This window comes from Pseudomonas sp. SID14000 (assembly GCF_002165135.1).
Taxonomy (GTDB): Bacteria; Pseudomonadota; Gammaproteobacteria; order Pseudomonadales; family Pseudomonadaceae; genus Aquipseudomonas.
Genome location: NZ_NFZQ01000006.1, coordinates 36,547 through 62,825, shown reverse-complemented (window position 1 = coordinate 62,825; position 26,279 = coordinate 36,547). Strand labels below are relative to the sequence as shown.

General features: G+C 62.6%; 26 protein-coding genes. 8 read left to right on the top strand and 18 right to left on the bottom strand.

Annotation, left to right across the window (positions count from 1 at the left end):
• Positions 1–94: 94 nt before the first annotated feature.
• Both CAY82_RS10525 and CAY82_RS10520 read right to left on the bottom strand, forming a co-directional pair.
• Positions 95–592, bottom strand: a complete 498-nt coding sequence (locus CAY82_RS10525) for a universal stress protein (RefSeq protein ID WP_087501132.1) — start codon at positions 590–592, stop codon at positions 95–97.
• A 125-nt stretch (positions 593–717) separates the two neighbouring features.
• The gene (locus tag CAY82_RS10520; RefSeq protein WP_087501367.1) at positions 718–1,665 is read right to left on the bottom strand and encodes a putative 2-dehydropantoate 2-reductase; all 948 of its coding nucleotides are present in this window, start codon (positions 1,663–1,665) and stop codon (positions 718–720) included.
• 231 nt (positions 1,666–1,896) lie between these two features.
• Here CAY82_RS10520 and CAY82_RS10515 point away from each other — a divergent pair, with 231 nt between their 5' ends.
• Positions 1,897–2,973, top strand: coding sequence for a 3-deoxy-7-phosphoheptulonate synthase (locus CAY82_RS10515; protein WP_063914021.1), 1,077 nt, complete (start codon positions 1,897–1,899; stop codon positions 2,971–2,973).
• 130 nt (positions 2,974–3,103) lie between these two features.
• Here CAY82_RS10515 and CAY82_RS10510 read toward each other — a convergent pair whose 3' ends face one another.
• Positions 3,104–3,385, bottom strand: a complete 282-nt coding sequence (locus tag CAY82_RS10510; RefSeq protein WP_025338432.1) for a GNAT family N-acetyltransferase — start codon at positions 3,383–3,385, stop codon at positions 3,104–3,106.
• A 507-nt stretch (positions 3,386–3,892) separates the two neighbouring features.
• On the opposite strand from CAY82_RS10510, the gene oprI reads away from it, so the two are divergent.
• On the top strand, positions 3,893–4,144 hold the full coding sequence (oprI, locus tag CAY82_RS10505; protein ID WP_003259780.1) for an outer membrane lipoprotei OprI: 252 nt from the start codon (positions 3,893–3,895) through the stop codon (positions 4,142–4,144).
• A gap of 132 nt (positions 4,145–4,276) precedes the next feature.
• Here oprI and CAY82_RS10500 read toward each other — a convergent pair whose 3' ends face one another.
• The 3 genes from CAY82_RS10500 to CAY82_RS10490 form a co-directional block, all read right to left on the bottom strand.
• Positions 4,277–5,254, bottom strand: coding sequence for a L,D-transpeptidase family protein (locus CAY82_RS10500; RefSeq protein WP_087501131.1), 978 nt, complete (start codon positions 5,252–5,254; stop codon positions 4,277–4,279).
• Positions 5,255–5,365: 111 nt separating this feature from the next.
• Positions 5,366–5,656, bottom strand: coding sequence for a hypothetical protein (locus tag CAY82_RS10495; protein WP_013971899.1), 291 nt, complete (start codon positions 5,654–5,656; stop codon positions 5,366–5,368).
• 58 nt (positions 5,657–5,714) lie between these two features.
• The gene (locus CAY82_RS10490; RefSeq protein ID WP_170931062.1) at positions 5,715–6,320 is read right to left on the bottom strand and encodes an arylesterase; all 606 of its coding nucleotides are present in this window, start codon (positions 6,318–6,320) and stop codon (positions 5,715–5,717) included.
• Between the two features lie 10 nt (positions 6,321–6,330).
• Between CAY82_RS10490 and CAY82_RS10485 the strand changes: the two genes are divergently transcribed.
• Both CAY82_RS10485 and CAY82_RS10480 read left to right on the top strand, forming a co-directional pair.
• Positions 6,331–7,014 carry an ABC transporter ATP-binding protein gene (locus CAY82_RS10485; RefSeq protein ID WP_087501130.1) on the top strand — a complete coding sequence of 228 codons (684 nt, stop codon included), beginning with the start codon at positions 6,331–6,333 and terminating at the stop codon, positions 7,012–7,014.
• Positions 7,014–9,521, top strand: coding sequence for an ABC transporter permease (locus tag CAY82_RS10480; RefSeq protein WP_087501129.1), 2,508 nt, complete (start codon positions 7,014–7,016; stop codon positions 9,519–9,521). Before CAY82_RS10485 ends, CAY82_RS10480 begins: the two co-directional genes overlap by 1 nt.
• Before the next feature lie 126 nt (positions 9,522–9,647).
• Here the strand turns inward: CAY82_RS10480 and greB are convergent, their stop codons facing one another.
• The 4 genes from greB to CAY82_RS10460 all read right to left on the bottom strand — a co-directional run bounded on the left by greB (position 9,648) and on the right by CAY82_RS10460 (position 12,639).
• Positions 9,648–10,121 carry a transcription elongation factor GreB gene (gene greB / locus CAY82_RS10475; RefSeq protein WP_087501128.1) on the bottom strand — a complete coding sequence of 158 codons (474 nt, stop codon included), beginning with the start codon at positions 10,119–10,121 and terminating at the stop codon, positions 9,648–9,650.
• 11 nt (positions 10,122–10,132) lie between these two features.
• Positions 10,133–10,441 carry a hypothetical protein gene (locus CAY82_RS10470; protein WP_087501127.1) on the bottom strand — a complete coding sequence of 103 codons (309 nt, stop codon included), beginning with the start codon at positions 10,439–10,441 and terminating at the stop codon, positions 10,133–10,135.
• Between the two features lie 240 nt (positions 10,442–10,681).
• On the bottom strand, positions 10,682–11,119 hold the full coding sequence (locus tag CAY82_RS10465) for a DoxX family protein (protein ID WP_087501126.1): 438 nt from the start codon (positions 11,117–11,119) through the stop codon (positions 10,682–10,684).
• Positions 11,120–11,232: 113 nt separating this feature from the next.
• Positions 11,233–12,639, bottom strand: a complete 1,407-nt coding sequence (locus CAY82_RS10460; RefSeq protein WP_087501125.1) for a transglycosylase SLT domain-containing protein — start codon at positions 12,637–12,639, stop codon at positions 11,233–11,235.
• 158 nt (positions 12,640–12,797) lie between these two features.
• Between CAY82_RS10460 and CAY82_RS10455 the strand changes: the two genes are divergently transcribed.
• From CAY82_RS10455 to CAY82_RS10445, 3 genes are all read left to right on the top strand, one after another.
• Positions 12,798–13,595, top strand: a complete 798-nt coding sequence (locus CAY82_RS10455; RefSeq protein WP_087501124.1) for a TatD family hydrolase — start codon at positions 12,798–12,800, stop codon at positions 13,593–13,595.
• A 218-nt stretch (positions 13,596–13,813) separates the two neighbouring features.
• On the top strand, positions 13,814–15,292 hold the full coding sequence (locus CAY82_RS10450) for a methyl-accepting chemotaxis protein (RefSeq protein ID WP_087501123.1): 1,479 nt from the start codon (positions 13,814–13,816) through the stop codon (positions 15,290–15,292).
• Between the two features lie 75 nt (positions 15,293–15,367).
• Complete coding sequence (locus CAY82_RS10445) at positions 15,368–15,736, top strand: Mpo1-like protein (protein WP_087501122.1); 369 nt, start codon at positions 15,368–15,370, stop codon at positions 15,734–15,736.
• 137 nt (positions 15,737–15,873) lie between these two features.
• On the opposite strand, the gene CAY82_RS10440 is transcribed toward CAY82_RS10445, so the two are convergent.
• The 3 genes from CAY82_RS10440 to CAY82_RS10430 form a co-directional block, all read right to left on the bottom strand.
• Positions 15,874–16,671 carry an acyl-CoA thioesterase II gene (locus CAY82_RS10440; protein ID WP_087501121.1) on the bottom strand — a complete coding sequence of 266 codons (798 nt, stop codon included), beginning with the start codon at positions 16,669–16,671 and terminating at the stop codon, positions 15,874–15,876.
• Positions 16,672–16,748: 77 nt separating this feature from the next.
• A complete protein-coding gene (locus tag CAY82_RS10435; protein ID WP_087501120.1) occupies positions 16,749–17,528 on the bottom strand; it encodes a CHAD domain-containing protein in 780 nt (259 codons plus the stop codon).
• 17 nt (positions 17,529–17,545) lie between these two features.
• Positions 17,546–17,824, bottom strand: coding sequence for a hypothetical protein (locus CAY82_RS10430; RefSeq protein WP_003259403.1), 279 nt, complete (start codon positions 17,822–17,824; stop codon positions 17,546–17,548).
• A gap of 178 nt (positions 17,825–18,002) precedes the next feature.
• On the opposite strand from CAY82_RS10430, the gene CAY82_RS10425 reads away from it, so the two are divergent.
• Entirely contained in the window at positions 18,003–19,043 is a 1,041-nt protein-coding gene (locus CAY82_RS10425; RefSeq protein WP_087501365.1) for a patatin-like phospholipase family protein, read from the top strand.
• Between the two features lie 159 nt (positions 19,044–19,202).
• On the opposite strand, the gene CAY82_RS10420 is transcribed toward CAY82_RS10425, so the two are convergent.
• The 5 genes from CAY82_RS10420 to clpP all read right to left on the bottom strand — a co-directional run bounded on the left by CAY82_RS10420 (position 19,203) and on the right by clpP (position 26,277).
• Positions 19,203–21,074 carry a SurA N-terminal domain-containing protein gene (locus CAY82_RS10420; RefSeq protein ID WP_087501119.1) on the bottom strand — a complete coding sequence of 624 codons (1,872 nt, stop codon included), beginning with the start codon at positions 21,072–21,074 and terminating at the stop codon, positions 19,203–19,205.
• 183 nt (positions 21,075–21,257) lie between these two features.
• Positions 21,258–21,530: an HU family DNA-binding protein gene (locus CAY82_RS10415; RefSeq protein ID WP_003259401.1), complete on the bottom strand. Its 273-nt coding sequence runs from the start codon at positions 21,528–21,530 to the stop codon at positions 21,258–21,260.
• A gap of 152 nt (positions 21,531–21,682) precedes the next feature.
• A complete protein-coding gene (gene lon / locus CAY82_RS10410) occupies positions 21,683–24,079 on the bottom strand; it encodes an endopeptidase La (RefSeq protein WP_087501118.1) in 2,397 nt (798 codons plus the stop codon).
• 164 nt (positions 24,080–24,243) lie between these two features.
• Positions 24,244–25,527, bottom strand: a complete 1,284-nt coding sequence (clpX, locus tag CAY82_RS10405; RefSeq protein WP_013971882.1) for an ATP-dependent Clp protease ATP-binding subunit ClpX — start codon at positions 25,525–25,527, stop codon at positions 24,244–24,246.
• 108 nt (positions 25,528–25,635) lie between these two features.
• On the bottom strand, positions 25,636–26,277 hold the full coding sequence (clpP, locus tag CAY82_RS10400) for an ATP-dependent Clp endopeptidase proteolytic subunit ClpP (RefSeq protein WP_003250240.1): 642 nt from the start codon (positions 26,275–26,277) through the stop codon (positions 25,636–25,638).
• Positions 26,278–26,279: the final 2 nt, after the last annotated feature.

The following is a 26,279-nucleotide window of genomic DNA, read 5'->3' as shown; positions in this document are numbered from 1 at the left end:
GCAGGCAGCGACGATATATAACTATATTAGTGGTTCTGGAAATAAATCTAGAACTATTTTGTTACATACCCCCGGAAATGGCCTACGGCCATCTTCATGCTTTCCTACGCCCCAAATGCTGCGCCAGCGGCACCATGTACACCGGCACCGGCGACAGCTGCAGCAGCCGTACCGCCGTGCGCCCCAATGGCACATCCACACCGGCGCCAGCACTGTGGCTACCGAAAATCAGCAGGTCGACGCTCAGTCGCTGCGCCTGGTCGAGGATCACCTGCGCCGGGTCGCCCTGACGTACCCGCACGGCCTTGATCACCGCCAGGTCGGCTTCCTCGCCCAACTCGTCGCGAAAATTTTCCAGTACACGCCGCTCGATGTTGGCCATCACGGTGTTCACCCCCTGGCTGTGCAGCTGGTCGAGCGTCTGTTCATCAAGGTAGCTTTGCAGGAGAGATTCAGCGAACTGGCCCATAGGCTCTACCGCATGAATCACATACAGCTCGGCGCCGAATGTGCGCGCCAGCGCCAGCGCGTGCTGCATGACAAAAGGGGCGTAGACACCGAGGTCGGTGGCGTACAGCATGGAGTGGATCATTCGACCTCCTCGACTGCCGCTGCGGCAGAGCAAGCTTCAGCTTAGCAGCGCGCCGGACGTGCGCTTTGCCGTCCGGCGCGCTGCCAGCGCGGGCTGGAGAGCCCCTGGCGAGGCCAAAGCCATCCTTAGCGGGGCTGCTCGCCACGGTCGATGAAAGCCAGTGCCTGGTACAGCATCTCCATCCGTGGCAAGCGGCAGCCTGCCGCACGCGCCTGCGCCAACGGCTCGGCATAGATGGCCTGCAGCTCCAGCGGGCGCTTGTGGACATGGTCGTGGTACATGCTGGGCCAGTAGTCGGGCATGCGTTCGGTCACCTGGAACAGGTGCTCGGCATAACCCGCGGGCAACACATGGCCACACGCCGCCGCGCCCTGTACCACCTCGGCCATCAAGGCCTGGATCAGAGCGCGGCTGTGACTGTCGGCCATCAGTGGCGTGGTGCTGGCACCGAGCAGCACCGACAGGCCGTTGTAAGGCACGTTCCACACCAGCTTCTGCCAGCGTGCCTGGGCCAGGTTGGGCATGGCCTGCGAGTCGATGCCCGCGGCCTGGAACAGCCCCGCACCTTCATTGACCAGCGCGGCTCCGCCGTCGCTGGCCGGCCCGCTGTGGTATCCAAGATTGACTGCGCCCAGCGCCTGGTGCCGGATCACGCCAGGCGCCTGACGGTTGACGCAGATGAAACACAGGCCGCCGAGCAGGTGCATGTCGCTGCGCAAGGCCGGACGCAACTGCTCCTCCACGCCCAGGCCGTTCTGCAGCAGTACCACCTTGGCGCCCGGTGCGGCCGCCTGCACGATCATCGGCGCCAACTGGTCATTGCTGGTAGCCTTGGCCCCCACCAACAGCCAGTCGCAGGGCGGCATGTCGGCGGCACTGGCATAGGCCTGCACCTTCATCTGCAAGGTGCCGTGCACGGCACTGTCCAGCGCCAACCCCTGCCTGCGGACAACCTCGTACTCGCCGCGCAACAGAAAATGCACATCAAAGCCGGCCCGGGCCAGCATCAACCCATAGAAGCCGCCGATGGCGCCACTGCCGATGATGCCGATACGTGGTGTATGCGGATGCATGACGATCTCCAGGTAAAAGTCAGTCCTCTTTTTACACAGCTTGTGCAGCGCTGGGCAGCCCATGCGCGGCAAACACCTGCCATCTCGGAAAAACCCCACACTGACTGGGCCCCGCCCATTGTCGCGCCACCTGTAACGCGCTAAGGTTCGGCTCCCCGTTGCGATTATTCTTGCTGCTGGGCCGCACGGGGATAGTTGGCGGCCGGCACCCGTGACCTGACGAGTAACACGATGGCTGATTTACCGATCGATGACTTGAACGTTGCCTCCAACGAGACCCTGATCACCCCCGATCAGCTCAAGAAGGAAATCCCCCTCAGCGCCAAGGCCCTGCAGACCGTGACTGCCGGCCGTGAAGTGGTGCGCAATATTCTCGACGGCAAGGACCATCGCCTGTTCGTCGTGGTCGGCCCTTGCTCGATCCACGACATCAAGGCCGCCCATGAGTACGCCGAGCGCCTGAAGGTGCTGGCCGAGGAAGTGTCCGACACGCTGTACCTGGTCATGCGCGTGTATTTCGAAAAACCGCGCACCACCGTCGGCTGGAAAGGCCTGATCAACGACCCGTACCTGGATGACTCGTTCAAGATCCAGGATGGCCTGCACATTGGTCGCAAGCTGCTGCTGGACCTGGCTGAAATGGGCCTGCCAACCGCCACCGAAGCGCTCGACCCGATTTCCCCGCAGTACCTGCAGGACCTGATCAGCTGGTCGGCCATCGGCGCCCGCACCACCGAATCGCAGACCCACCGCGAGATGGCTTCGGGCCTGTCCTCGGCGGTCGGCTTCAAGAACGGCACCGACGGCGGCCTGACCGTTGCCATCAACGCCCTGCAGTCAGTGTCCAAACCGCACCGTTTCCTCGGCATCAACCAGGAAGGCGGCGTGTCGATCGTCACCACCAAGGGCAACCCCTACGGCCACGTGGTACTGCGCGGCGGCAACGGCAAGCCGAACTACGACTCGGTCAGCGTCGCCCTCTGTGAGCAGGACCTGGCCAAGGCCAGGATCAAGGCCAACATCATGGTCGACTGCAGCCACGCCAACTCCAACAAGGACCCGGCCCTGCAACCGCTGGTGATGGAAAACGTCGCCAACCAGATCCTCGAAGGCAACCAATCGATCATCGGGCTGATGGTCGAGAGCCACCTTAACTGGGGCTGCCAGTCGATTCCGAAGAACCTGGACGAGCTGCAGTATGGCGTGTCGATCACCGATGCCTGCATCGACTGGTCAGCTACCGAGAAGACCCTGCGCAGCATGCGTGCCAAGCTGAAGGATGTGCTGCCGCAGCGCAAGCGCGGCTGATGCGATAAAGAGCGGGGCCGCTTCGCGCCCCATCGCGACACAAGGCCGCTCCTACAGGGTTATGCGATCTCCTGTAGGAGCGGCCTTGTGTCGCGATGGGGCGCGAAGCGGCCCCGCTTTTTTTACACAATCAGACCTTGCTCGAATGCCGCTGCTGGCGCTCCATGTAGCGCTCCACATACGAGCAGGACGGAATCACCGTGTAACCCATCTGCTCAGCGTATTCCAGGGCCCGCTCGGTCAGGGCGGCAGCAATCCCGCGGCCTCGCAGGGCGTTGGGTACGAAGGTGCGATAGATGTCCAGCGTCTGCTTACCCAGATCCATGTACGTCAGATAGGCACGATGACCGTCCACGTTGGTCTCGAACTGATGACCGGCCTGGTCATGGTGGATGGTCAGCGCTTCGCTCATCACTACTCCTCGCAGGTCTTCTCGGCAGACCCATACCTTAACCGATGGTGGTTTATCCGGCACAGAATCCTCTACGCCACCTGTTGCCCCTTCGACCACTGGACGATTGCAATCGTTCGGATCCTCTGGCACTCACAAGATAGTAGGCGTCGCAGGCAGGATTGCTCAAGGTGGTGGCGGTTAAAAATGGCGAAAGCGCAGCCAGAATGACTCTTGCTTGCACGCCCAGCAGCCACCGGATGTACTAGGGCTTAAGACGCTGAAGGACAGTTAAAGTCACCGTTAGTTCAACAAAAAAGTTCCTGTCGTACAAACGCTTGCGAACCCTGTACGTTTTTTTCACAGGCGTGTCGCAAATCTTGTCGGAAAGGCGTCAAGCAACATTTTTTTTGCAGTTCTTGCGCTTAGTCAGTTTACTTACTACAAGTAATGGGTACTATGTACGCCGGCCAGTTTCTCTTTTCCGAGAGATGGCTATTTAATAGAAAGTCCTTGAAGGGGAACACGATGAACAACGTTCTGAAATTCTCTGCTCTGGCTCTGGCCGCAGTTCTGGCTACCGGTTGCAGCAGCGTATCCAAAGAAACCGAAGCTCGTCTGACTGCGACTGAAGACGCAGCAGCTCGCGCTCAAGCTCGTGCTGACGAAGCCTACCGTAAGGCTGACGACGCACTGGCAGCCGCTCAGAAGGCTCAGCAGACCGCTGACGAAGCCAACGAGCGCGCTCTGCGTATGCTGGACAAAGCCAGCCGCAAGTAATAGTCCTCACGGATTGTTATGGAGCCGACCCACTTGTGGGTCGGCTTTTTTATTGCCTGCGCACAAGGCAAACGCGCCAGACAGAAACGAAAAGGCCTGCACTAAGGCAGGCCCGGGTGTGTTGCAATTACCTTACTGCAGTTCGGGCGGGATGCTCGAAACCATTGGTGCGCCACCCTGGTTTTCGGCCGGCACGGCAATTTCCACCGGCATGCCATCTTCCGCAGCCACCACGTCACGCACCATATCCCAGTTCATGCGTAGGTTATTGGCCAGGTCTTCGCGCTTGAGCAAGGCGTTGATAACAGCGGTGTGTTTATCGACCACCGACGGATTACCCTGGTCGTCCAGCGGCGTGTGCGCCTCCAGATAGACCTTGCCACCACTGATACCGAACTTGTAGGGCTCGTTGATGATGCGCACCGGCGTACCCACCGGCACCATCTTCGACAGTTCCAGCACGTTGTTGTTGAGCATGCGGAAGCAACCATGACTGGTGCGCATGCCAATGCCGAACTTCTTGTTCGAACCATGGATCAGGTAGCCCGGTACGCCCAGGGTGAACTTGAACGGCCCCAGCGGGTTGTCAGGGCCGGCCGGCACCACGCTCGGCAGGATGTCGCCATCAGCGGCGTGCTCGGCACGGATGGACGCTGGCGGGGTCCAGGTCGGGTTTGGCGTCTTGGCAGTGATCCTGGTGTTGGCGATTGGTGAACCCCAGCCTTCGCGACCAATGCCCAGCGGGAAGGTATGCACCACGTTCTGCCCTTTCGGGAAGTAGTACATGCGGTATTCGGCCAGGTTGATGACGATGCCCTCACGCGGGCCCGGCGGCAAGATGTAGCGGGTCGGCAGGATGATCTCTGTGCCGGCGCCCGGCAGCCAAGGGTCTACGCCCGGGTTGGCGGCGATCATTTCCAGGTAGCCGAGGTCATTGGCAGTGCCGATATCGGCGAACGTGTCCTCGTACTTTGCCTTGATCACATGCACCTGGCCGATGATGTCTTCACCGGGTGGTGGCAGTGGCAGCTCCAGCGCAGCAGCGGGGCCTGCTACCAGCAGGGCGGCCAGGGACAGGCTACGGGTGACGGCAGGAAAGCGCGGCAACATCCGGTAAATCCTTCGAAAGGTGGGTCAAGAGAATCGATTGTACACCCGAGCCGATGCAAGCGGGAGGCATTGGCGCCAGGCAAGCGTTTCAGATGATGAAAGGTGCAGCGTTCAGCCGCCCTGCAGCTCCGGCCACACCGGGCGCATGCCGCGGCGCTGGGCATCGAGGATGGCACGGCACAGGTCGCACAGGCGGCCGTCGCGATAGATCGAGCGCGGCACCCCCGACCAACGCGGTTGCGCCGGCAGCAGGCCACCACACAGGGTACGGTCGGCCGGTACGCCCAGCTCGAGCTGGCGGGCCACCAGATGGACGCGGATTTCCTGGCAGGCGAACAGGTCGAGCTGCTCATCAGGCTCGATCAGTTGGTAGGCATACAGGGACCAGGCAGGGCGCGGCATCGGGGACACTCGAAACGGGGGGCGCAACATTAGCCGAAAGCCGGCGCCGTTTAAAGCGTCACAGCAAGGGTTTTATCACCGGCCAGGCATTTTCCAGCAGGCGCTGCTGGGCGGCCTGGGCCGGGTGGATGCCATCCGCCTGCATCAACTCAGGCACGCCCCCTACCCCCTCGAGGAAGAACGGCACCAACGGCACCTTTTTTTCTGCCGCCAGCTGTTCATACACCTGAGCAAAAGCGGTGGTGTAGCGCACCCCATAATTGGGTGGCAGGCGCATGCCCAGCAGCACCACCTTGGCACCCGCCTTGTGCGAACTCTCGATCATCGAGGCAAGATTTTGTTGCAATTGCGCGGGCGGCTGCCCGCGCAGGCCGTCATTGCCACCCAGCTCCAGCACCACCAGGCTTGGTTTATGGGCTGCAAGCAGCGCCGGCAGGCGCGCCTGGCCACCTGCACTGGTGTCGCCACTGATCGATGCGTTGACCACTTTGTCATCAAAACCTTCGTCCCGCAGACGGGTCTGCAACAGGGAAACCCAGCCCTGGCGGGTATCCAGGCCAAAACCGGCGCTGATACTATCGCCGACAACCAGCAGTGTTCCCGCTGCCGCGCTCTGGGTCAGGCAATACAGGGCCAGACCGGCACTCAACCACCACACTCGCATCGGATTCTCCATGAGCCCCAGCATTCTCGTTGCGCAGAACCTTAGCAAAGTGGTCCCTAGCGCGGAAGGTGACCTGACCATCCTGCACGCGCTGTCCCTCGACCTGGCCCAGGGCGACAGCCTGGCCATCGTCGGCGCCTCGGGCTCGGGCAAGTCGACCCTGCTTGGCCTGCTCGCCGGCCTCGACCGACCCAGTGCCGGCCAGGTCATCCTCGCCGGCCACGACCTGGGGCCGCTGGATGAAGACCAACGCGCGCGGGTACGCGCCGAACATGTGGGCTTCGTGTTCCAGTCGTTCCAGCTGCTCGACAGCCTCAATGCGCTGGAAAACGTCATGCTGCCGCTGGAGCTGGACGGCCGCCGTGATGCCCGCGAACACGCGCGCACCCTGCTCGAGCGGGTCGGTCTGGGCAAGCGCCTGAGCCACACTCCTCGCCAGCTGTCGGGTGGCGAACAGCAACGGGTGGCCATCGCCCGTGCCTTCGCCGCACAACCGGCCGTGCTGTTCGCCGACGAACCCACCGGTAACCTCGACAGCCATACCGGCGAGCGCATCAGCGACCTGCTGTTCGAACTGAACAAGGAACGCGGCACCACCCTGGTGCTGGTGACCCATGATGAACGCCTGGCCCGGCGCTGCCGCCGCCAGATCCGCCTGGATGCGGGCCGACTGGTGGCCCCGGTGGAGGCCTGATGACCCACATGCCGCTGTCCCGCCTGGGCGGCCTGGCCCTGCGCCAGTTGCTGCGCGACATTCGCGCCAGCGAAGTGCGCGTGCTGTTCTTCGCCCTGATGGTGGCGGTGGCGGCCAGCACTGCCATCGGCTATTTCGGTGCCCGCCTCAACGGCGCCATGCAACTGCGCGCCAGCGAGTTTCTCGGTGCCGATCTGGTGCTGCAGGGCAGCGCCCCGGCCCGCGACCAGCAGATTGATGCCGGCAAGGCGCTTGGCTTACGCCACGCCCAGGTGGTCGAGTTCACCAGCGTGGTCGGCGGCGACAACGGCATCCAGCTGTCCAGCGTCAAGGCCACCGATGGCGCGTACCCGTTGCGCGGGCAAGTACGCAGTGCCGCGGAGCCCTATGCCGCAGAAACCCCGGGCGGCGGCCCGGCACCTGGCGAAGCATGGGTCGAACCACGCTTGCTGGCGGCACTGGGGCTGAAGGTTGGCGACAGCATCGACGTGGGCATGAAGACGCTGCGCATGTCCCGCGTACTCACCTACGAACCGGACCGCGCCAACAACTTCTACAGCCTTACCCCACGGGTAATGATGAACCTGGCCGACCTGCAGGCCACCGGCGTGATCCAACCGGGCAGCCGGGTCACCTACCGCGACCTGTGGCGCGGCGATGCCGAAGCGTTGGCGCAGTACCGCGGGGCGCTGAAAAAGAACCTGGCCGCCAACCAGCGCCTGCGCGACACCCGCGATGGCAACCAGCAGGTCGGCGGCGCCCTGGGCAAGGCCGAGCGCTACCTGAACATGGCCAGCCTGGTGGCGGTGCTGCTGGCAGGCGTCGCCGTGGCCCTGTCGGCCAGCCGCTATGCCGCACGCCGCCTGGACGCCAGCGCCCTGCTGCGCTGCCTGGGCCTTTCGCGCCGCCAGGCACTGGGTCTGTACTGCCTGCAATTGGCCATGCTCGGCCTGGTCGCCGCGGTGGCCGGCGCCCTGCTCGGCTGGCTGGCCCAGTTGGGCCTGTTCCGCCTGCTGCATGGCCTGCTGCCAAGCGTGGTGCCTGCAGGCGGCATCGTCCCGGCCCTGGCCGGCATCGCTACCGGGCTGGTGGCCCTGGCCGGCTTCGCCCTGCCGCCAATTGCCGCCCTGGGCCAGGTGCCGCCATTACGCGTGCTACGCCGCGACCTGCTGCCGATACCGCCCAGCAGCTGGCTGGTGTACGGCGCGGCCCTGTTCGCCCTGGGCCTGATCATGTGGCGCCTGAGCCTCGACCTGCTGCTCACCTTCGCCCTGCTCGGAGGCGGCCTGGTCGCCGCACTGCTGCTCGGTGGCCTGCTGCTACTCGGTTTGCGCAGCCTGCGCCAATTGCTGGCCGGGGCCACACTGACCTGGCGCCTGGGGCTGGGCCAACTGCTGCGCCACCCTATGGCCGCCGCCGGCCAGGCCCTGGCCTTTGGCCTGATCCTGCTGGCCATGGCCCTGGTCGCCCTGCTGCGCGCAGAACTGCTCGACACCTGGCAAGCTCAGTTGCCCAAGGATGCGCCCAACCATTTCGCCCTGAACATCCTGCCGGATGATCGTGAGCCCTTCGCCCAACATCTGCAGCAGGTCAATGCCACCTCGGCACCGCTATACCCGGTGACACCTGGCCGCCTGGTGCGCATCAATGAGCAACCGGTGCAACAGGTGGTCAGCAAGGACTCGGCAGGCGAGCGCGCGGTGCAGCGCGACCTCAGCCTGACCTGGGCGGCCGAACTGCCTGAAGGCAATGCTCTGAAGGCCGGCAACTGGTGGCAGGCGTTGCCAGCCGAGGATGAAGTCCCCGGTGTATCGGTAGAGGCGGAACTGGCCAGCAGCCTGAAGCTGCAACTGGGCGACCTGCTGACCTTCGACATCGGCGGCCAGCAGCGCCAGGCCCGGGTCAGCAGCCTGCGCAGCGTGCACTGGGACAGCTTCCAGCCGAACTTCTACATGATCTTCCAGCCCGGCACGTTGCAGGGGCTGCCGACTACCTACCTGACCAGCTTCTATCTGGCACCGGGTCATGACCTGGAGGTAGTGGCGCTATCACGAGCGTTCCCGGCGGTGACCATCCTGCAGGTGGACGCCTTGCTCGAACAGCTGCGCAGCATCCTCGCCCAGGTGACGCTGGCGGTGGAGTATGTGTTGCTGTTCGTGCTGGCAGCCGGGCTGGCGGTACTGTTCGCCGGCTTGCAGGCGACACTGGACGAACGCATCCGCCAGGGCGCCTTGCTGCGCGCGCTGGGCGCGGCGCGACCATTGCTGGTCAGGGCGCGCCGGATCGAATTCGGCTTGCTTGGTGCAGCCAGCGGTTTGCTGGCGGCGGTCGGGTGTGAGCTGATTACCCTGGTGCTGTACCGCTATGCCTTCGACCTGCAATGGAGCCCACATCCGTGGTTGCTGGTATTGCCGCTGGCAGGGGCGCTGCTGGTGGGCGGTGCGGGGGTGCTGGGGACACGGCGGGCGTTGAATGCCAGCCCGTTGGCGGTTTTACGCGAGAGTTGATGACTGCCTGTGCCGGCCGCTTCGCGGGCTTGCCCGCTCCCACAGGTTCACCACATAACGTGAAACCTGTGTCGGACCTGTGGGTGCGGGTTTACCCGCGAAGAGGCCGGCACAGGCAGTATCAACTCACTGACCGTAAGTGATGCTGTTCACATACCAGGTCGCTTCACCGGTAGGCGTGTGCACCACCACCTCGTCACCCTCCTCCTTCTTCAGCAAGGCGCGGGCCATGGGCGAGTCGATCGATATGTAGTCATTGCGCCCATAGATCTCGTCATAACCGACAATGCGAAACTTCATGGTTTCGCCCTCGTCGTTCTCGACCTCCACCCAGGCACCAAAAAACACCTTGCCCTCCTGCTGCGGCGAGTAGGCCACCACCTTCACATCTTCAAGACGCTTGCGCAGATAGCGCACCCGACGATCGATCTCGCGCAGCAGCTTCTTGTTGTACTGGTAGTCGGCGTTCTCACTGCGGTCGCCCAACGACGCTGCCCAGGTAACCTTCTGGGTAATCTCCGGGCGATACACCCGCCACAGGTGGTCCAGTTCTTTCTTCAGCGCCTCATGGCCTTCCGTGGTGATGATGTTGGTACTCAACAGCGCACTCCTCAGCGGCGGGTAATCAGGCCTTGGCGCGCAATGCGGGTGAGGTGGCCGATGATTTCGGCGGCCTCGTCCTGCGCCGGTGCCTGGATCACGGCCAGGTCGAAACGGTCATTGCCATACTGCGCGAGGTGGCAGCCGGTATCGGCGAACTGGATCAGAAAGGCGCGCGCCTGGCCCTTGCGTCGGGACAGGCCTTCCAGGTGACGTAAAAGAGTGGGTTGATGCTGGCCGCCGAGCAGAATACGCGGTGTACGGGACGCCTGGCTGGCAGGCAAAGGGGTCAGACAGACACTGGTACGTGGGCAACTCATGGAGCTTCTCTCCGCCTCGCGAATCCCGCTGGGCAGCGGTGGGAGGCGTCACCGAACCAGCGCTTTAGCGGTATTTCGGATGACCCGGAAAGGGGCTTTCCTGCGCCCCGCAAGTAGCTGTTTAAATCGGCGCAGACGGTATGCTAGAGCGATGAGTTACAAGTTGCAAGCTACGAGCCGCAAGTAGTGGCAGGCCGATACTCGGCCTGCTCTTGCTTGCGGCTTGTAGCTTGCAGTTCCTTACCGGGCGATCAGACGGTCCAGCGAGAAGCGGCCCGCGCCTTCGATCAGCACCGCGACGGTACCGGCCAACAGGGCCAGGCCGAATTCGTAGCCGTTATTGGACATGAACAGGCCGTTGCCGATGTGCACCGAGAAAATCGCTACCACCAAGGTTACTGTCAGCGCCAAGGCCGCCGGGCGGGCCAGCAGGCCGATCACCAGGGCAAGGCCGCCGAAGAACTCGGCGCTACCAGACAGCAGTGCCATCAGGTAACCCGGGGCCAGGCCGATGCTTTCCATCCACTGGCCGGTGCCTTCCAGGCCATAGCCGCCGAACATGCCGAACAGTTTTTGCGCGCCATGCGCCATGAAGATGATGCCAACCAGGATACGGATGACGCTGAGGCCAGCGCCGGCGCGGGTGGAGAACAGGGCGTTGAGGAGAGCGTTGTTCATGTCGAAGTTTCCTTGAAGCTGGGAAGTTGTGTTGGGATGGGCGCCATCATAATCAATTCAATAGATATGAAAATCGCAAAAAATCCACATTAACAATCGATAAAATCGATTTGTCACCGCTTCGCCACGCGCTCCAGCGCAGCACGCTCCCGGTTGAACGCCACAAAGTACTTGTTGACGCTGTTGACGAAATTGACCGGCCCCATCCCCACCTGCTCCATGGCAATGCGTTCGGTCTGGAAGAACCACTGGTTGCCATTCAACCCGCGCCGCCGCGCCTCGGCGCGCATGGCCTGGACCCGCTCGGGGCCCAGGTTGTAGGCTGCCAGCACGAAGGCCATGCGCTCGCGTTCGTTGATCTTGGCACTGGCAAAGAACTTGCGCCGGATCAGCGCCAGGTAGCGGGCGCTGGCCTGGACATTGCCATCCACCGTGGCGGTGTTGCTCACCCCCACGCGCTGCGCTGCGGACGGCGTGATCTGCATCAGGCCATGGGCCCCACCGGTGCCGCGCGCGGCCGGGTTGAGCGTCGACTCCTTGAAGGCCAGCGCGGCCAGGTTGAGCCAGTCGATCTGCTGCGCCTCACCGTGTTTCTGCAGTACTGCCCGCAGCGCGGTCAGGCGCTGGCGATTCTTGCTGGCCAGCGGGTTGTGCACCCGATACTGGCGGCGGTAGATGCGCTCGAACGCGGCGTCCTGGTTGTCCGGCGCTCGGTAGCCCTGCAGAAAGCGATCCACCGTGGCCAGCAACTGCGGCGCATCGCGCCCCACATACCATCGCATGGCTTGCGGGGCCCCAAGCTTCACGCGGCTGTCCAGGCGCAGGCGCGGCATCACCCGGGCCCAGCGCCGGGCAATCGGCTGCTCGACCACAGTCAGGTGATAGATACCGGCCTGGACCATTTCCAGCACATCCTCTACCGCCAGGGTCGAGTCGACCCACTCCACCTTGATCGGTGCGCGCTTGCGCAGCGCCAGTTGCTGGTTGACCTGCTGAATCAACGGGCCGGCAGCACTGGCGCTGGTCAAGGCCACGGTACGCCCGGACAACTGCTCGACATGGCTGAAGCTGCGTTCACCCTTACGCCCCACCAGCAGCAGCGGCACCTGGTCGAGCACCGGCGCGCTGCTGCTGACCCCACGCACCATGCCGGGGTCGAGCAGCTCGCCCGGTGCGGCCAGGTCACCCTCGCAACGGGCCAAGGCGCCCAGCAGCTGCTCCTTGGCCCGCGGGATCAGCTTGAGCTGGATCTCCTGGCCATCGGCGGCGCGGGCATTGAGGTAATGCTCCAGGGCACGCAGGCGATAGTATTCGATGCCGACAGGCTCGCCCTTGACCTCACCGGAGCTGTTGCGGCTCTGGTTGACCAGCACACGCAGCACCTGGCTGGTGCGAATCTGTTGCAGGTCACGGACCTTGGCCGGCGGAATGTTCTGCTGCGGTCCTGGCACGCGCGCGTGGGCAGGCACTGTCAAGGTCAGCCCAAGCGTCAGCAGGAAAATGAGCCAGCATCGCAGCATGCGAAAACGTGTCCGTGGTCGGTGGGCGGCATCCATGGGGTTGCACCGCCAAGAGAGAAATGACGGCAAAAGACCACGGCAACAGTATGAAGTTCTTGGTTTTTTCAGAAAAACGCGGTTTTTGCTATGCTGGCCGACCCGCGGCACGAGGTAGCACCATGCAACTGATCGATATCGGCGTCAACCTGACCAACAGCAGTTTCCACAACCAGCAGGCGGCAATCGTCGAGCGTGCCCTTGAGGCCGGGGTCACGCAAATGGTGCTGACGGGCACCAGCCTGGCAGTCAGCGAACAGGCGCTGGAGCTATGCCAGCAACTGGATGCGAGCGGCGCGCACCTGTTCGCCACGGCAGGCGTACACCCCCATGATGCCAAGGCCTGGGATGCCGACAGCGAGCGCCAGTTGCGCCAATTGCTGAATGAACCGCGTGTGCGCGCCGTGGGTGAATGCGGTCTGGACTTCAACCGCGACTTCTCCCCTCGCCCGCTGCAGGAAAAAGCCCTGGAGGCACAGCTGGCGCTGGCTGCCGAGCTACGCCTGCCAGTATTCCTGCACGAACGCGACGCCAGCGATCGCCTGCTGGCGATCCTCAAGGATTACCGCGACAGTCTGGCCGGCGCGGTGGTGCACTGCTTTACCGGCGAACGCGACGCGCTGTTCGCCTACCTGGACATGGACCTGCACATCGGTATAACCGGCTGGATCTGCGACGAACGCCGCGGAACCCACCTGCATCCGCTGGTGGGCAACATTGCCGAGGGGCGGCTGATGCTGGAGAGCGATGCGCCCTACCTGCTGCCGCGCAGCCTGCGGCCCAAGCCGAAGAACGGGCGCAACGAGCCGGCGTTCCTGCAGGAAGTGTTACGCGAAGTGGCCTTGCACCGGGATGAGTCGGCCGAGCATACGGCGGCACATACCACGGCAACGGCGCGGGCGTTTTTCCAACTCCCCTGAACCCGACGCGCCCCTTTGTAGGAGCAGCCTTGTGCTGCGAAGAGGCCATAACAGCTACAACATTCGATTGGCCTTACCTGCCCCTTCGCAGCACAAGGCTGCTCCTACAGGGGCTGGTGCTTGGTGTTGATATGCATCAACAAATTCCATGGCGCACGCCGGCACAATGATGGCACCTTGCCAATATTGTTCCCGCTCAACTCAGAGAAGACCTGCCCATGGGTGCCTGGCTTAGCAATGTTTCCCTGAAGTACAAGTTCTGGGCCGTCAACGCGGTGGCCTTTGTCACGACCTTGCTGCTGGTGCTCTATGCCGTGCACCTGGAGCAGCGCGCACGCGCCGAGGCCGCTCAGGCCCAGGCTGCGGCGCAGGCCCAACTACTGGCTGCCTGGCCGGCCGGGCAGCCGCTACCCCGCCAGCCCAATGTCATCAACTGGTCGGCCGGGCAAACGCCTAGCTTCGCAGGTGAACCCCTTGAGGCCCTGCGCAACGCCCAAGGCTGGGTCGAACTGCCCGCCGCCCGGCTCTTCGGCAACAACCCAGTACATGGCGCGCAGGTGCTGCGCAACGGCGATCAGCAAATGGCTGTGCTGGCCCAGTCGCCGAGTCTGCGCCAGGTGTTCTTCGACCGCTTCAGCAACTACGCGGTGTGCGTACTGGTCCTGATGCTGGCCATGCTCGGCGCCTCGCAACTGCTGATCCGCTTCCTGCTCAGCCAGCTCAATACTCTCAAGGACGTGATGCTGCACGTGGAAAAAACCGGCGACCTGTCGGCCCGCGTGCCACTGGCCTGTGGCGACGAGGTCGGCCAGATGGCCGGGGCCTTCAATGCCATGCAGGCGACCTACCACCGCGTGGTCAGTACCGTCGCCCACACCGCCGCACAACTGGACTCCGGTGCCGCACGCCTGGCAGCGAGCATGAGCGATGTGCGCCACGGCATGCTCGGCCAGCAGAGCGAGACCGACCAGGCCGCTACCGCCATCAACGAAATGTCGGCGACAGTGCACCACATCGCCCAGCATGCTGGCGCCACCCGTGACCTGTCACAAACCGCCGACACCCTGGCCGGTAGCGGCCAGGAGGTGGTCAGCCGGGTGCAAGATTCGATTTCCGGGCTGTCCAGCGGCGTGCAGCAAACCGCCGAGATGATTCGCCAACTGGCCGAAGACAGCCAGAAGATCAACGGCGTGGTCAGTGTGATCCACAGCATCGCCGAGCAGACCAACCTGCTGGCGCTCAACGCCGCCATCGAAGCAGCGCGCGCCGGCGACCTGGGCCGCGGCTTTGCCGTGGTGGCCGATGAAGTGCGCAACCTGGCCAAGCGCGTGCAAACCTCCACCGACGAGATCACCACCATGGTCTCGGCCCTGCAGTCGGGCACCCGCGATGCGGTGGAATTCATGCAGGAAAGCTCGTACAAGGCCGACGACTGTGTCAGGCAGGCCCGAGAGGCCGGTGAAGCACTGGCCGAGATTACCGGTGCCGTGGCGCAGATGCGAGAAAGTAACACCCAGATTGCCGTGGCAGCCGAGCAGCAAAGCCAGGTGGCCGAGGAAATGAACCGCGCCGTGGTGAGTATCCGCGATGTCACCGAACAAACCGTGCAGCAGACCGTGGGCTCGGCGACGACCAGCAGCGAACTGGCGACCCTGGCCGGCGAATTGAACAAGGCCATTGGCCAACTCAAGCTATAGTCATCATAGCCAGCCTCGATTGGCCCCCGTCCGGGGGCCGCACTACGCTTTGGGCATGACCGAGAGGAAATACCCATGAGCAAACGTCTGCCCAACCTGCCCGCTTGGCAATGGCGCGGCTACCACCATAACCACCGCCACCCGACCAACCTGGTGCTGCACCTGATCGCCGTGCCGTTGTTCATCCTCGGGGCGTTGCTGATTCTGTCCGGCCTGCTCGGCCTGGATCTGGGCCAGATTGCCGTTGGCATCATTGCGCTGATCGCCGGCCTGGGTCTACAGCGCCAGGGCCATCGCCTGGAAGCCGAGCAACCCGAGCCCTTCGCCAACCGCAAGGATGCCGTGCAACGCCTGCTGACCGAGCAGTTCATCACCTTTCCGCGCTTCTTGCTGAGCGGGGCCTGGTGGAAGGCCTGGCGGGAGCGGCATAAACATCGGCGCTGATGCCATTGGGGCTGCTCTGCAGCCCAATCGCGACGCAAGGCCGTTCCCACAAAATCGCGCATGGCCTGAAATTTACACGATCCCTGTGGGAGCGGCCTTGTGTCGCGAAAGGAGCGCAACGCGCTCCCCCGGCTCGGTCAGGCAAACACGGTAACCGTCTGCCGGCTCAAGGCCAGCAACTCGCCCTGCGCCGTCCTCAAGGCGGCGGCAGCATGCCCATATCCATCTCGCGCATGTTCGGTTTCCACGCAATAACGGCACCAGTCCAGGGTGGACAACTTCGCCGTGGGCTGCATGAATTCAATGGTCCAGGTCAACGTACTGCCGGCAGCGGGCTGCTTGAGAAATGGCATCAGGCTCGGTGGCCAGGCATCGACCAATGCCAGCAGGTGCGCCTCGTTGACCGGTTCTTCGGCCACTCCACGCAAACGTACCCAGCCACCCATCTGGCGCGACTGATTGCCACTGAACGGCAACCCACCCACCGCCCAGCGCAAGGCCACATGTTGCATGAACTCCGGGGTAACGCCTTTGATGTGGGGTAGCTCGGGGGCTGCGTCTTCGAGCGCTTTCATTTCCGTGGCGGGCAACGCCGGCAAATCGACCACCGACGGCCGCCCTGCACCGAAGTTGCCCTGCACCAAGGTCACCACCTGGCCGTCTTGAACGGCACGGCCCAGCAAGGTGCTGACAGCCTTGCCTTCACGCAGCACCTCCACATCGAAGCGGATTGGCACGTCCGCCGCGGCCGGCGCCACAAAGCTGATGGCCAACGAACGCACAGGGCGCTCATCGGAGATTTTCTGGCGCATGGCCTCATACACCATGGCCGCCATCAGCCCGCCAAAGGCGGCGCGACCCTGGGCCCAGCTTGGCGGGACGCTCACAGCTTCGGGGTTGGCCCGCACGGCGTCGAGCAGTTGGTTGAAATTCATTGGCCGGCTCCTGCCTGCAGCGAGAAAGGTCTGCTCATCCTAGCCAGCAAACCCTTGCCGATCAGCCCGCATATCGGTCATTTTTCGGGCTTTCGCCGCGCCAGCGCCTGCTGCAGTGCATCCAGCGTCACATCCGAACGGCGCTCGGCCTCGTGCAATTCCTGCTCCCAGGCGGCCTTGCAGGGTGCCAGGTCGGCATGGTCGCGGGCCTGCAGCAACCATTGCAGGCGATCGTGCCAGTCACCGAGGTCGCCCTGGGCCTGCTTCAGCAAGCGCCGCAACTGTTTGCCCGCATGGTCGAGCTGCGGATAGGCCTCGTCGCCATAGCGCGCACGCTTGATCAGCAAACGCAGGCGGTGGCGGTCGTGGGACGGGTCCTGCAACGCTTTGTGCAACTTGCGCCACTGTTTGACCAGGCGTTTGTCGATACGCTTTTCCAGCGCCTTGACCAGCCCTTCGCGGCCGGCTGCCCGCAGGAACAGCGGAAACGCGTCGACAATCGCCAGCACCCGGGTCAGCTGCGGGCTGGCGGCAACATTGGCGAAGGTCCTGCCACGCCCTTCCAGGCGCCGCTGCCCGGCCTCGGCAAAACCACGCCCGATCAATTCCGCCGCCAGCACCTCACGGTCACGCAGCGGCGTGGTGAGGGTACCCAACATCCTGGCGGCGTCCTCCAGTTGCTCCACCCCCGGCAGCCCACGCAGCGGTCGCAGCAGGCTGCGCAGACGCCGCAGCGTGGTGCGCAGGTCGTGCAAGGCCTCACTGTCAGTATCAGCAGCCAGGCGTTCGCGGCAGGCCAGCAGGCGCACCTGCAAGGCCACTATCTGGGCAACCACATGATCGAGCATGGCAGACATTGAAAGACGCTCCTTGGTCAGCGCCCGGCGCGAGACTCACGAATGTAGAAGCGGGCCTTTTCGGCTTTTCTGGTACAGCTTTCATAACCTTCGAACTGCTGCTGGGTCTTGGCCCCGGTCAGCAGCGACAAGGCCTTGGAGTAACTCACGGCACCGGCAAAGCCTTCGGCCTTGGCCAGGTCCAGCTCCTTCCAGGCGGCATCCAGCTGGGTCGCACAACTCTCGCGATAGGCCGTCTTGCCTGCGCAGCCAGCAAGGGCCAAGGCAATCAGTGGAAGGCAGATCCAGGCTTTCATCGGTAATACCTCAATGGAAAAAACGGTGGCTGTTCGACGCCCCGGCAACAAAAAAGTGCCCTGCCCAGCCAGCTTTGCCTGGCCAGTTTTATTACACTAGCTCAGTGCGATGTACATTGAAGCACAGGCAGCGATGGGTGCATTGTAGGACCATGGTTGCACTGGCCGGGGAATGTTCATGAGCAAGCGCGTGGCACTGGTACTGGGATCGGGCGGAGCCCGGGGGTATGCACACATCGGCGTGATCGAGGAAATCGAGCGCCGCGGCTACGACATCGCCTGCATCGCCGGCTGCTCCATGGGTGCGGTGATTGGCGGCATCTATGCCGCCGGCAAGCTGGAAGAATACCGAAACTGGATCGAGAGCCTCGACTACCTGGATGTGTTACGCCTGGTCGATGTCAGCTTTCGCCTCGGCGCAATTCGCGGCGACAAGGTGTTCGGGCAAATCCGCAAGATCGTCGGCGAGATCAACATCGAGCAGTTGCGCATCCCCTACACGGCAGTTGCAGCCGACCTCACCAACCAGCAGGAAATCTGGTTCCAGGAGGGCTGCCTGCACCAGGCGATGCGCGCCTCGGCGGCCATCCCCAGCCTGTTCACGCCGGTGATGCAAGGCAACCGCATGCTGGTCGACGGCGGCATCCTCAACCCACTACCAATCGTGCCGGTGGTGTCCAGCCACTGCGACCTGATCATTGCGGTAAACCTCAACGCCACCAACCAGAAGCAGTACCAGTTGCCGGTGATCGAACGCCCGGCAGCATTCAAGATGCGTTTCGATGCCCTGCTCAGTTCGCTGGGGTCGCGCTTGCCGTTCCGGCGCAAGCCTGCGGAGGAACTGATCCGTATCGAGCAGGAAATCGTCGCCGAAGGGCTGGCGCCGCCGAACCCGTGGCTGGCCGATACCGCCGACCCGGAAGGCCAGCAACCGGCCGCGGCGCCGGAGCGCGAGGGCGCGCCGAAGTCGGCGACCGGCTCGTTCATCATCGACAACGTGGGGCCCGCTTCGCTGCTGGATTTGATCAACCAGAGTTTCGAGGTCATGCAAACCTCGTTGGCACAGTACAAGATCGCCGGCTATCCACCGGATGTACTGATCAACGTGCCCAAACGGGTGTGCCGGTTCTTCGAGTTCTACAAGGCGCCGGAGCTGATTGCCCTGGGGCGGGAGATTGCGCGGGATACGCTGGACAGCTATGAAGGGACGAAGCGCTAGGCCTTGTGATGCCTGTGCCGGCCTCTTCGCGGGTAAACCCGCTCCCACAGGTACCGCGCCGGGTTCAAGGTCAGCGCGGTACCCGCGAAGAGGCCGGCACAGACAACAGAAACGAAACAGGCCGCACTGGGCGGCCTGTTCGTTCATGCTTCCATCACCTTAGTAACGGGTGATGTCCGCCTTGGCTTCCAGCTGCTTGCGGTACGCCGCGAAGTCCTGCTGGCCTGCACGCGACGCGAGGTAGCGGCGGATCTGCTGCTTCTCTTCGTCAGTGGCAGTAGCGCCTTCGTTGACACCCTTGAGCTGCAGTACCACCAGGCTACCGTCACGCAGCACCACACTGCCATATACCGGCTTGTCCTTGGCCTGTGGCTTGCCCAGACGGAACAGCGCCTGCAGCTCGGCCGGGTCGATACCGTCCTCGCCGCGGGTGACTGCTTCATAGGCCTTCCAGCCCTGCCCTTCGTGCACGCTGCCCGCCGCGATGGAACCGTCACGCAGACCGGCAATCAGCTTGTCCGCCTTGGCTTTGAGCTCGGCAGTTGCCTTTTCTTTGGCCAGGTGTTCGCGGATGTTCCCGGCCACGGCTTCCAGCGGCAGCTGCTCCGGCTTGCGGTGCTCCTTGACACGCAGCACCACAGTGGTTTCCGGGTCGAGCTCGATGGCGGTGCTGTTGGCACCCTCCTCCAGCACTTCTTCGGAGAATGCGGCCTGCACTACCGAACGGTTGGCAGTGATGCCTTCGCCACCCTCGCGGCCGAAGGCTGCGGAGGTGTGTACCTTCAGGTTCAGGTCCTGGGCCGGCTGGGCCAGGTCGGAAGCCTCGTAGGCGGCATCCTGCAATTGCTTGCTGGCGTCGACGTAACGCTGCTCGACCAGCGGGATCTTCAGGTCACGGGTCAGCTTGTCCTTCAGGCTGGCGAAGCTCGGCACTTCCGGCGCCTGAACGCCCAACAGCTTGATCAGGTGGTAGCCGAACTCGGTGCGTACCGGCGCCGAGACCTGGCCATCTTGCAGTTTGTACAGCGCATCCTCGAACGCCGGGTCATAAACGCCTGGGCCGGCGAAGCCAAGGTCACCACCGCTGTTGGCCGAACCCGGATCCTGGGAGTACTCCTTGGCCAGCGCGGCAAAGTCTTCACCCTTGGCCAGGCGCTGCTCGATCTCTTCAGCGCGGGCCTTGGCCTGGGCATCGGTGACCTTGTCGTTGACCTCGATGAGGATGTGCGCGGCATGGCGCTGCTCGGCGAGGTTGGCGATTTCCTTCTCGTACTGGGCCTTGAGCTCTTCGTCGGTCACCTTGACCTGGTCGAAGAACGCCGACTTCTTCAGCTCGACATAGTCGATCACCACCTGGTCAGGCGACATGAACTCCTTGGCGTGCTGGTCGTAGTGTGTCTTGACCTCTTCATCGCTGACCTTGACCGCGGCCGGGTCGGCCTTGAAGGTCAGGGAGGCGAAGTCACGGGTCTGCTTCTCAAGGCGGGCAAAGGCATCGACCTGCTGGTCGGTGACGAAGCTGCTGCCGGCAAGGCCGGTGCGCAGCTGACCGATGAGCATTTCCTCGGCCAGCATGTCGCGGAACTGCATGCGGCCATAGCCCATCTGGCGAATGACCTGGTCGAAACGGTCGGCACTGAACTTGCCGTCCACCTGGAATTCCGGCGTCTGCAGGATTACCTGATCTAGCGCGGCCTCGGAGAAGGCGAACTTGGCATCTTCGGCGCCTTGCAGCAGCAGCTTGCGGCTGATCAGGCCCTTCAGTGCCTCTTCACGCAGCAATTTGTCGTCCAGCAGTGCCGGGTCGAAATCCTTGCCCAACTGTTGCATCAGCTGACGGCGCTGCATGTCGGCCGCCTGGCTCAGCTCGTTCTGGCTGATGGTCTGGCCGTTCACCTTGGCGGCGTCCTGGCTGTGGGTGGCGGCCTGGAAAATGGCTTCGAAGCCGGTCAACGCCATCAACACGACGATTAGGCCGATGATGGTCTTGGCAATCCAACCTTGTGAATTGTCCCTGATATTTTGCAGCATGCGTCCCCCAGAAACGGCTGTACCACTGCGTCGACAACCGCGGAGCGTGGGTAGAAACCTGATAAAAGAAAGGCGCATCCGAGGATGCGCCTTTTCTTAGCAAACGTGTCAGGCGGGAACGTTTGCACCCCGCCATCACCGTGCTCGAACCTGGCCAGGCCAGGTCCGGCTGAAAGAGACGACTTAGTTGACGGCGTCTTTCAGGCCTTTGCCAGCCTTGAAGCCTGGAACCTTGGCGGCAGCGATCTTGATCGCGTTACCGGTTTGCGGGTTGCGGCCGGTGCGCTCTGCACGCTCCTTGACCGAGAAGGTACCGAAGCCAACCAGTACCACATCGTCACCTTGCTTCAGGGCGCCGGTGACGGATTCGATGACTGCGTCCAGCGCACGGCCGGCTACAGCTTTCGGGATGTCAGCAGATGCGGCGATAGCGTCAATCAGTTCCGACTTGTTCACTCTAAGTCCCCTTATTTCTCAATTGAGTTTGTTTCTAAGTATGTAATGAAAAGCTTATGAAACGTGTGCTGGGTGGCCTGATGACAATAGCGTGCCGCTTTATAGCAAGGCCCCGAAAAAACTGTCAAGGAAAGCCCCCCAGCCAAAAACTACTAGTGCGTGCTGATTCTTTCCTTAGCATCGCCGTCGCGCTTTTCATCTTTCGCGACAATCTCCGGAGCCACATCTGGCAAGGGCTCCGGGGCGTATTGCAGCGCAATTTGCAGGACTTCGTCAATCCATTTGACTGGTTTGATCTGCAGATCCTGTTTGATATTTTCAGGAATCTCCTTCAGATCGCGAACATTCTCCTCGGGAATGATCACCGTCTTGATCCCGCCACGGTGTGCCGCCAGCAGTTTTTCCTTCAGCCCGCCAATGGCCAGCACCTGACCACGCAGGGTGATTTCGCCGGTCATGGCCACGTCGGCACGTACCGGAATCTGCGTAAGCGCCGACACCAGTGCGGTGCACATGCCAATACCGGCACTTGGGCCGTCCTTCGGCGTGGCGCCTTCAGGCATGTGGATATGCACGTCATGCTTCTCATGGAAGTCAGCGGCGATACCCAGGCTGCGGGCACGGCTGCGCACCACGGTCTGCGCGGCGGTGATCGACTCGACCATGACGTCGCCCAGCGAGCCGGTCTTGATCAGTTGGCCCTTCCCGGGAATGACCACGGCTTCGATGGTCAGCAACTCGCCGCCCACCTGGGTCCAGGCCAGGCCGGTGACTTGGCCGATCTGGTCCTGCTGCTCGGCCAGGCCATAGCGGAACTTGCGCACGCCCAGCAGGTGCTCCAGCTGCTCGCTGGCCACCTTGACCTTGACCTGCTTCTGCCCGGTATGTTCCTTGACCACCTTGCGGCAGACCTTGGCGATTTGCCGCTCCAGCCCACGCACACCGGCTTCGCGGGTGTAGTAGCGAATGATGTCGCGGATCGCCGAGACATCGACCTCCAGCTCTTCCTTCTTCAGGCCGTTTGCCTTGACCTGCTTGGGCACCAGGTACTTGACCGCGATGTTGATCTTCTCGTCCTCGGTGTAGCCGGGCAGGCGGATGACCTCCATCCGGTCGAGCAGCGCCGGCGGGATATTCATCGAGTTCGAGGTACACAGGAACATCACGTCCGAGAGATCGTAGTCAACCTCCAGGTAGTGATCGTTGAAGTTGTGGTTCTGCTCCGGATCGAGCACTTCGAGCAGTGCCGAGGCCGGGTCGCCACGCATGTCGCTGCCCATCTTGTCGATTTCGTCCAGCAGGAACAGCGGGTTGCGCACTCCCACCTTGGTCATCTTCTGGATCAGACGGCCAGGCATGGAACCGATGTAGGTACGGCGGTGGCCACGGATCTCGGCCTCGTCACGCACACCACCCAGGGCCATGCGCACGAACTTGCGGTTGGTGGCAGCGGCGATCGACTCGGCCAGCGAGGTCTTGCCGACGCCGGGCGGGCCGACCAGGCACAGTACCGGGCCGCGGATTTTCTTGACGCGCTTTTGTACGGCAAGGTACTCGAGGATGCGTTCCTTGACCTCCTCCAGGCCATAGTGGTCGGCATCGAGAATTTCCTCGGCCTTGGCCAAGTCCAGGCGCACCTTGCTCTGGGCCTTCCAAGGCACCTGCACCAGCCAGTCGAGGTAGGAGCGGACCACGGTGGCCTCGGCCGACATCGGCGACATCTGCTTGAGCTTGTTCAGCTCGGCCTGGGCCTTGGCCAGGGCGTCCTTGGGCAGGCCAGCGGCTTCGATGCGTTTTTTCAGCTCTTCGACTTCGTTGTGGCCTTCGTCGCCATCGCCGAGCTCTTTCTGAATGGCCTTCATCTGCTCATTCAGGTAGTACTCACGCTGGCTGCGCTCCATCTGCTTCTTGACCCGACCGCGAATGCGCTTTTCGACTTGCAGCAGGTCGATTTCGGCATCCAGCAGCGCCAGTACATGCTCGACACGGGTCGGCAGGTCGACGATTTCGAGAATTTCCTGTTTCTGCTCGATCTTCAGGGCCATGTGTGCAGCCATGGTATCGACCAGGCGCCCTGGCTCTTCGATGCTATTCAACGAAGACAGCACTTCGGCAGGGACTTTCTTGCCCAACTGCACATATTGCTCGAACTGCGACAGCAGCGTGCGCACGAACACTTCCGATTCGCGCTCTGCGGCGTCGACTTCGTCGATCAGGGAAACTTCGGCACGGATGTGCCCTTCTACTTCGCTGAAACGCTCGACAGCGCCGCGCTGCTCGCCCTCGACCAGCACCTTTACAGTGCCATCGGGCAGTTTCAGCAATTGCAGCACGGTGGCAACGGTACCGACGCGGTACAGGGCATCCTCGCCGGGGTCGTCATCAGCTGGGTTTTTCTGGGCAAGCAGAAGGATCTGCTTTTCGCCCGTCATCGCCGCCTCGAGGGCTTCGATGGACTTTTCGCGCCCCACGAACAGCGGGATGACCATGTGCGGGTAAACAACGACATCGCGCAATGGCAAAAGAGGCAAGTCGAGGGTGGTCTTCATGATTTCGCCTCTACAGCGGCCTTATGGCCGGAAACCGGTGGAAATGATGCTTGGACCTAATGTGGGGGCACACTTGGGAAATTACAAGCGCTAGCGCAGGAAAAGCAGAAAGGGGCCCGTAGGCCCCCTTCTTGCTTGCAACCGTCAACCGGTCATTGCCTGGATCAGGCGTCCGGTGCGGCCTTGGCTTGCGGCTCGCTGTTTTCGTAGATCATCAGCGGCTGCGAGGTGCCATCGATGACGCTCTCGTCGATCACCACCTTGCTGACATCCTTCTTCGAAGGAATCTCGTACATGGTGTCGAGCAGCACGCCTTCGAGGATCGAACGCAGGCCACGGGCACCGGTCTTGCGCTCCAGGGCCTTGCGCGCCACGGCCTTGAGCGCATCACTGCGGAACTCGAGGTCGACGTTTTCCATCTCGAACAGCTTGGCATACTGCTTGGTCAAGGCGTTCTTCGGCTCGGTGAGAATCTGCATCAGCGCAGCCTCGTCCAGCTCGTCGAGGGTTGCCAGTACCGGCAGGCGGCCGACGAACTCCGGGATCAGGCCAAACTTGACCAGATCGTCCGGCTCGACCTCACGCAGGGACTCGCCAACCTTCTTGCCCTCTTCCTTGCTGCGTACTTCGGCGCCAAAACCGATGCCACCCTTGGTGGAGCGGTTCTGGATGACCTTTTCCAGGCCGGAGAAGGCGCCACCGCAGATGAACAGGATGTTGCGGGTATCGACCTGCAGGAATTCCTGTTGCGGGTGCTTGCGGCCGCCTTGCGGCGGAACCGAAGCCACGGTGCCTTCGATCAGCTTCAGCAGTGCCTGCTGCACACCCTCGCCCGAGACGTCACGGGTGATGGACGGGTTGTCCGACTTGCGCGAGATCTTGTCGATCTCGTCGATGTAGACAATGCCCATCTGGGCCTTTTCCACGTCGTAGTCGCACTTCTGCAACAGCTTCTGGATGATGTTCTCGACGTCCTCACCCACGTAACCGGCTTCGGTCAGGGTGGTGGCGTCAGCAATGGTGAACGGTACGTTCAACAGGCGTGCAAGGGTTTCGGCAAGCAGGGTCTTGCCCGAGCCGGTCGGCCCGATGAGCAGGATGTTGCTCTTGCCGAGTTCGACTTCGTCACCCTTCTTGTCACGCTGGTTCAGGCGCTTGTAGTGGTTGTACACCGCTACGGCAAGCACCTTCTTCGCGCGCTCCTGACCAATGACGTACTGGTCCAGGATACCGCTGATTTCTTTCGGCGAAGGCAATTTGTGCGCGCTGCTCTCGGCCTGGGCTTCCTGCACCTCCTCACGGATGATGTCGTTGCACAGGTCGACGCACTCGTCGCAGATAAATACCGAGGGCCCGGCAATCAGTTTGCGCACTTCGTGCTGGCTTTTGCCGCAGAAGGAGCAATAAAGCAATTTGCCGCTGTCCTCGCCGTTACGGGTGTCAGTCATTCGATCGATCCAATCCGGTAGGCTTGCAACACAAGATGAAGGCAATTGCGGGCTTTTTCAAGTCCGCAGGTAGGCGCTTTCCGCGCCCACCTGCTCTGGCACCCCGGTTCAGGAGGCCAGTTGCCGCTTGTCGTAGACCGAGTCGATCAGGCCGTACTCGGCTGCGCGCGAGGCGCTCATGAAGTTGTCACGCTCGGTGTCGCGCTTGATGGTCTCGAGCTCCTGGCCAGTGTGGTAGGCCAGCAGTTCGTTCAGACGGGCCTTGATATTGAGGATTTCCTGGGCGTGGATCTCGATATCGGTGGCCTGACCCTGGAAGCCGCCCAGCGGCTGGTGGATCATCACGCGCGAATTTGGCAGGCAGTGACGCTTGCCCTTGGCACCTGCAGCCAGCAGGAAGGCGCCCATGCTGCAGGCCTGGCCGATGCAGATGGTCGAGACGTCCGGCTTGATGAACTGCATGGTGTCGTAGATCGACATGCCGGCGGTAACGGAACCGCCCGGCGAGTTGATGTACAGATGGATATCCTTGTCCGGGTTTTCCGCTTCAAGGAACAGCAGTTGCGCCACGACGAGGTTGGCCATGTAGTCCTCTACCGGGCCAACCAGGAAGATTACACGCTCCTTCAACAGGCGCGAGTAGATGTCGTAAGCGCGTTCGCCACGGGCGGACTGCTCGATAACCATCGGGACCAGGCCGCCTGCGGCCTGGATGTCAGAGCTCTGCTGAATATAAGAATTGCGGGACATGT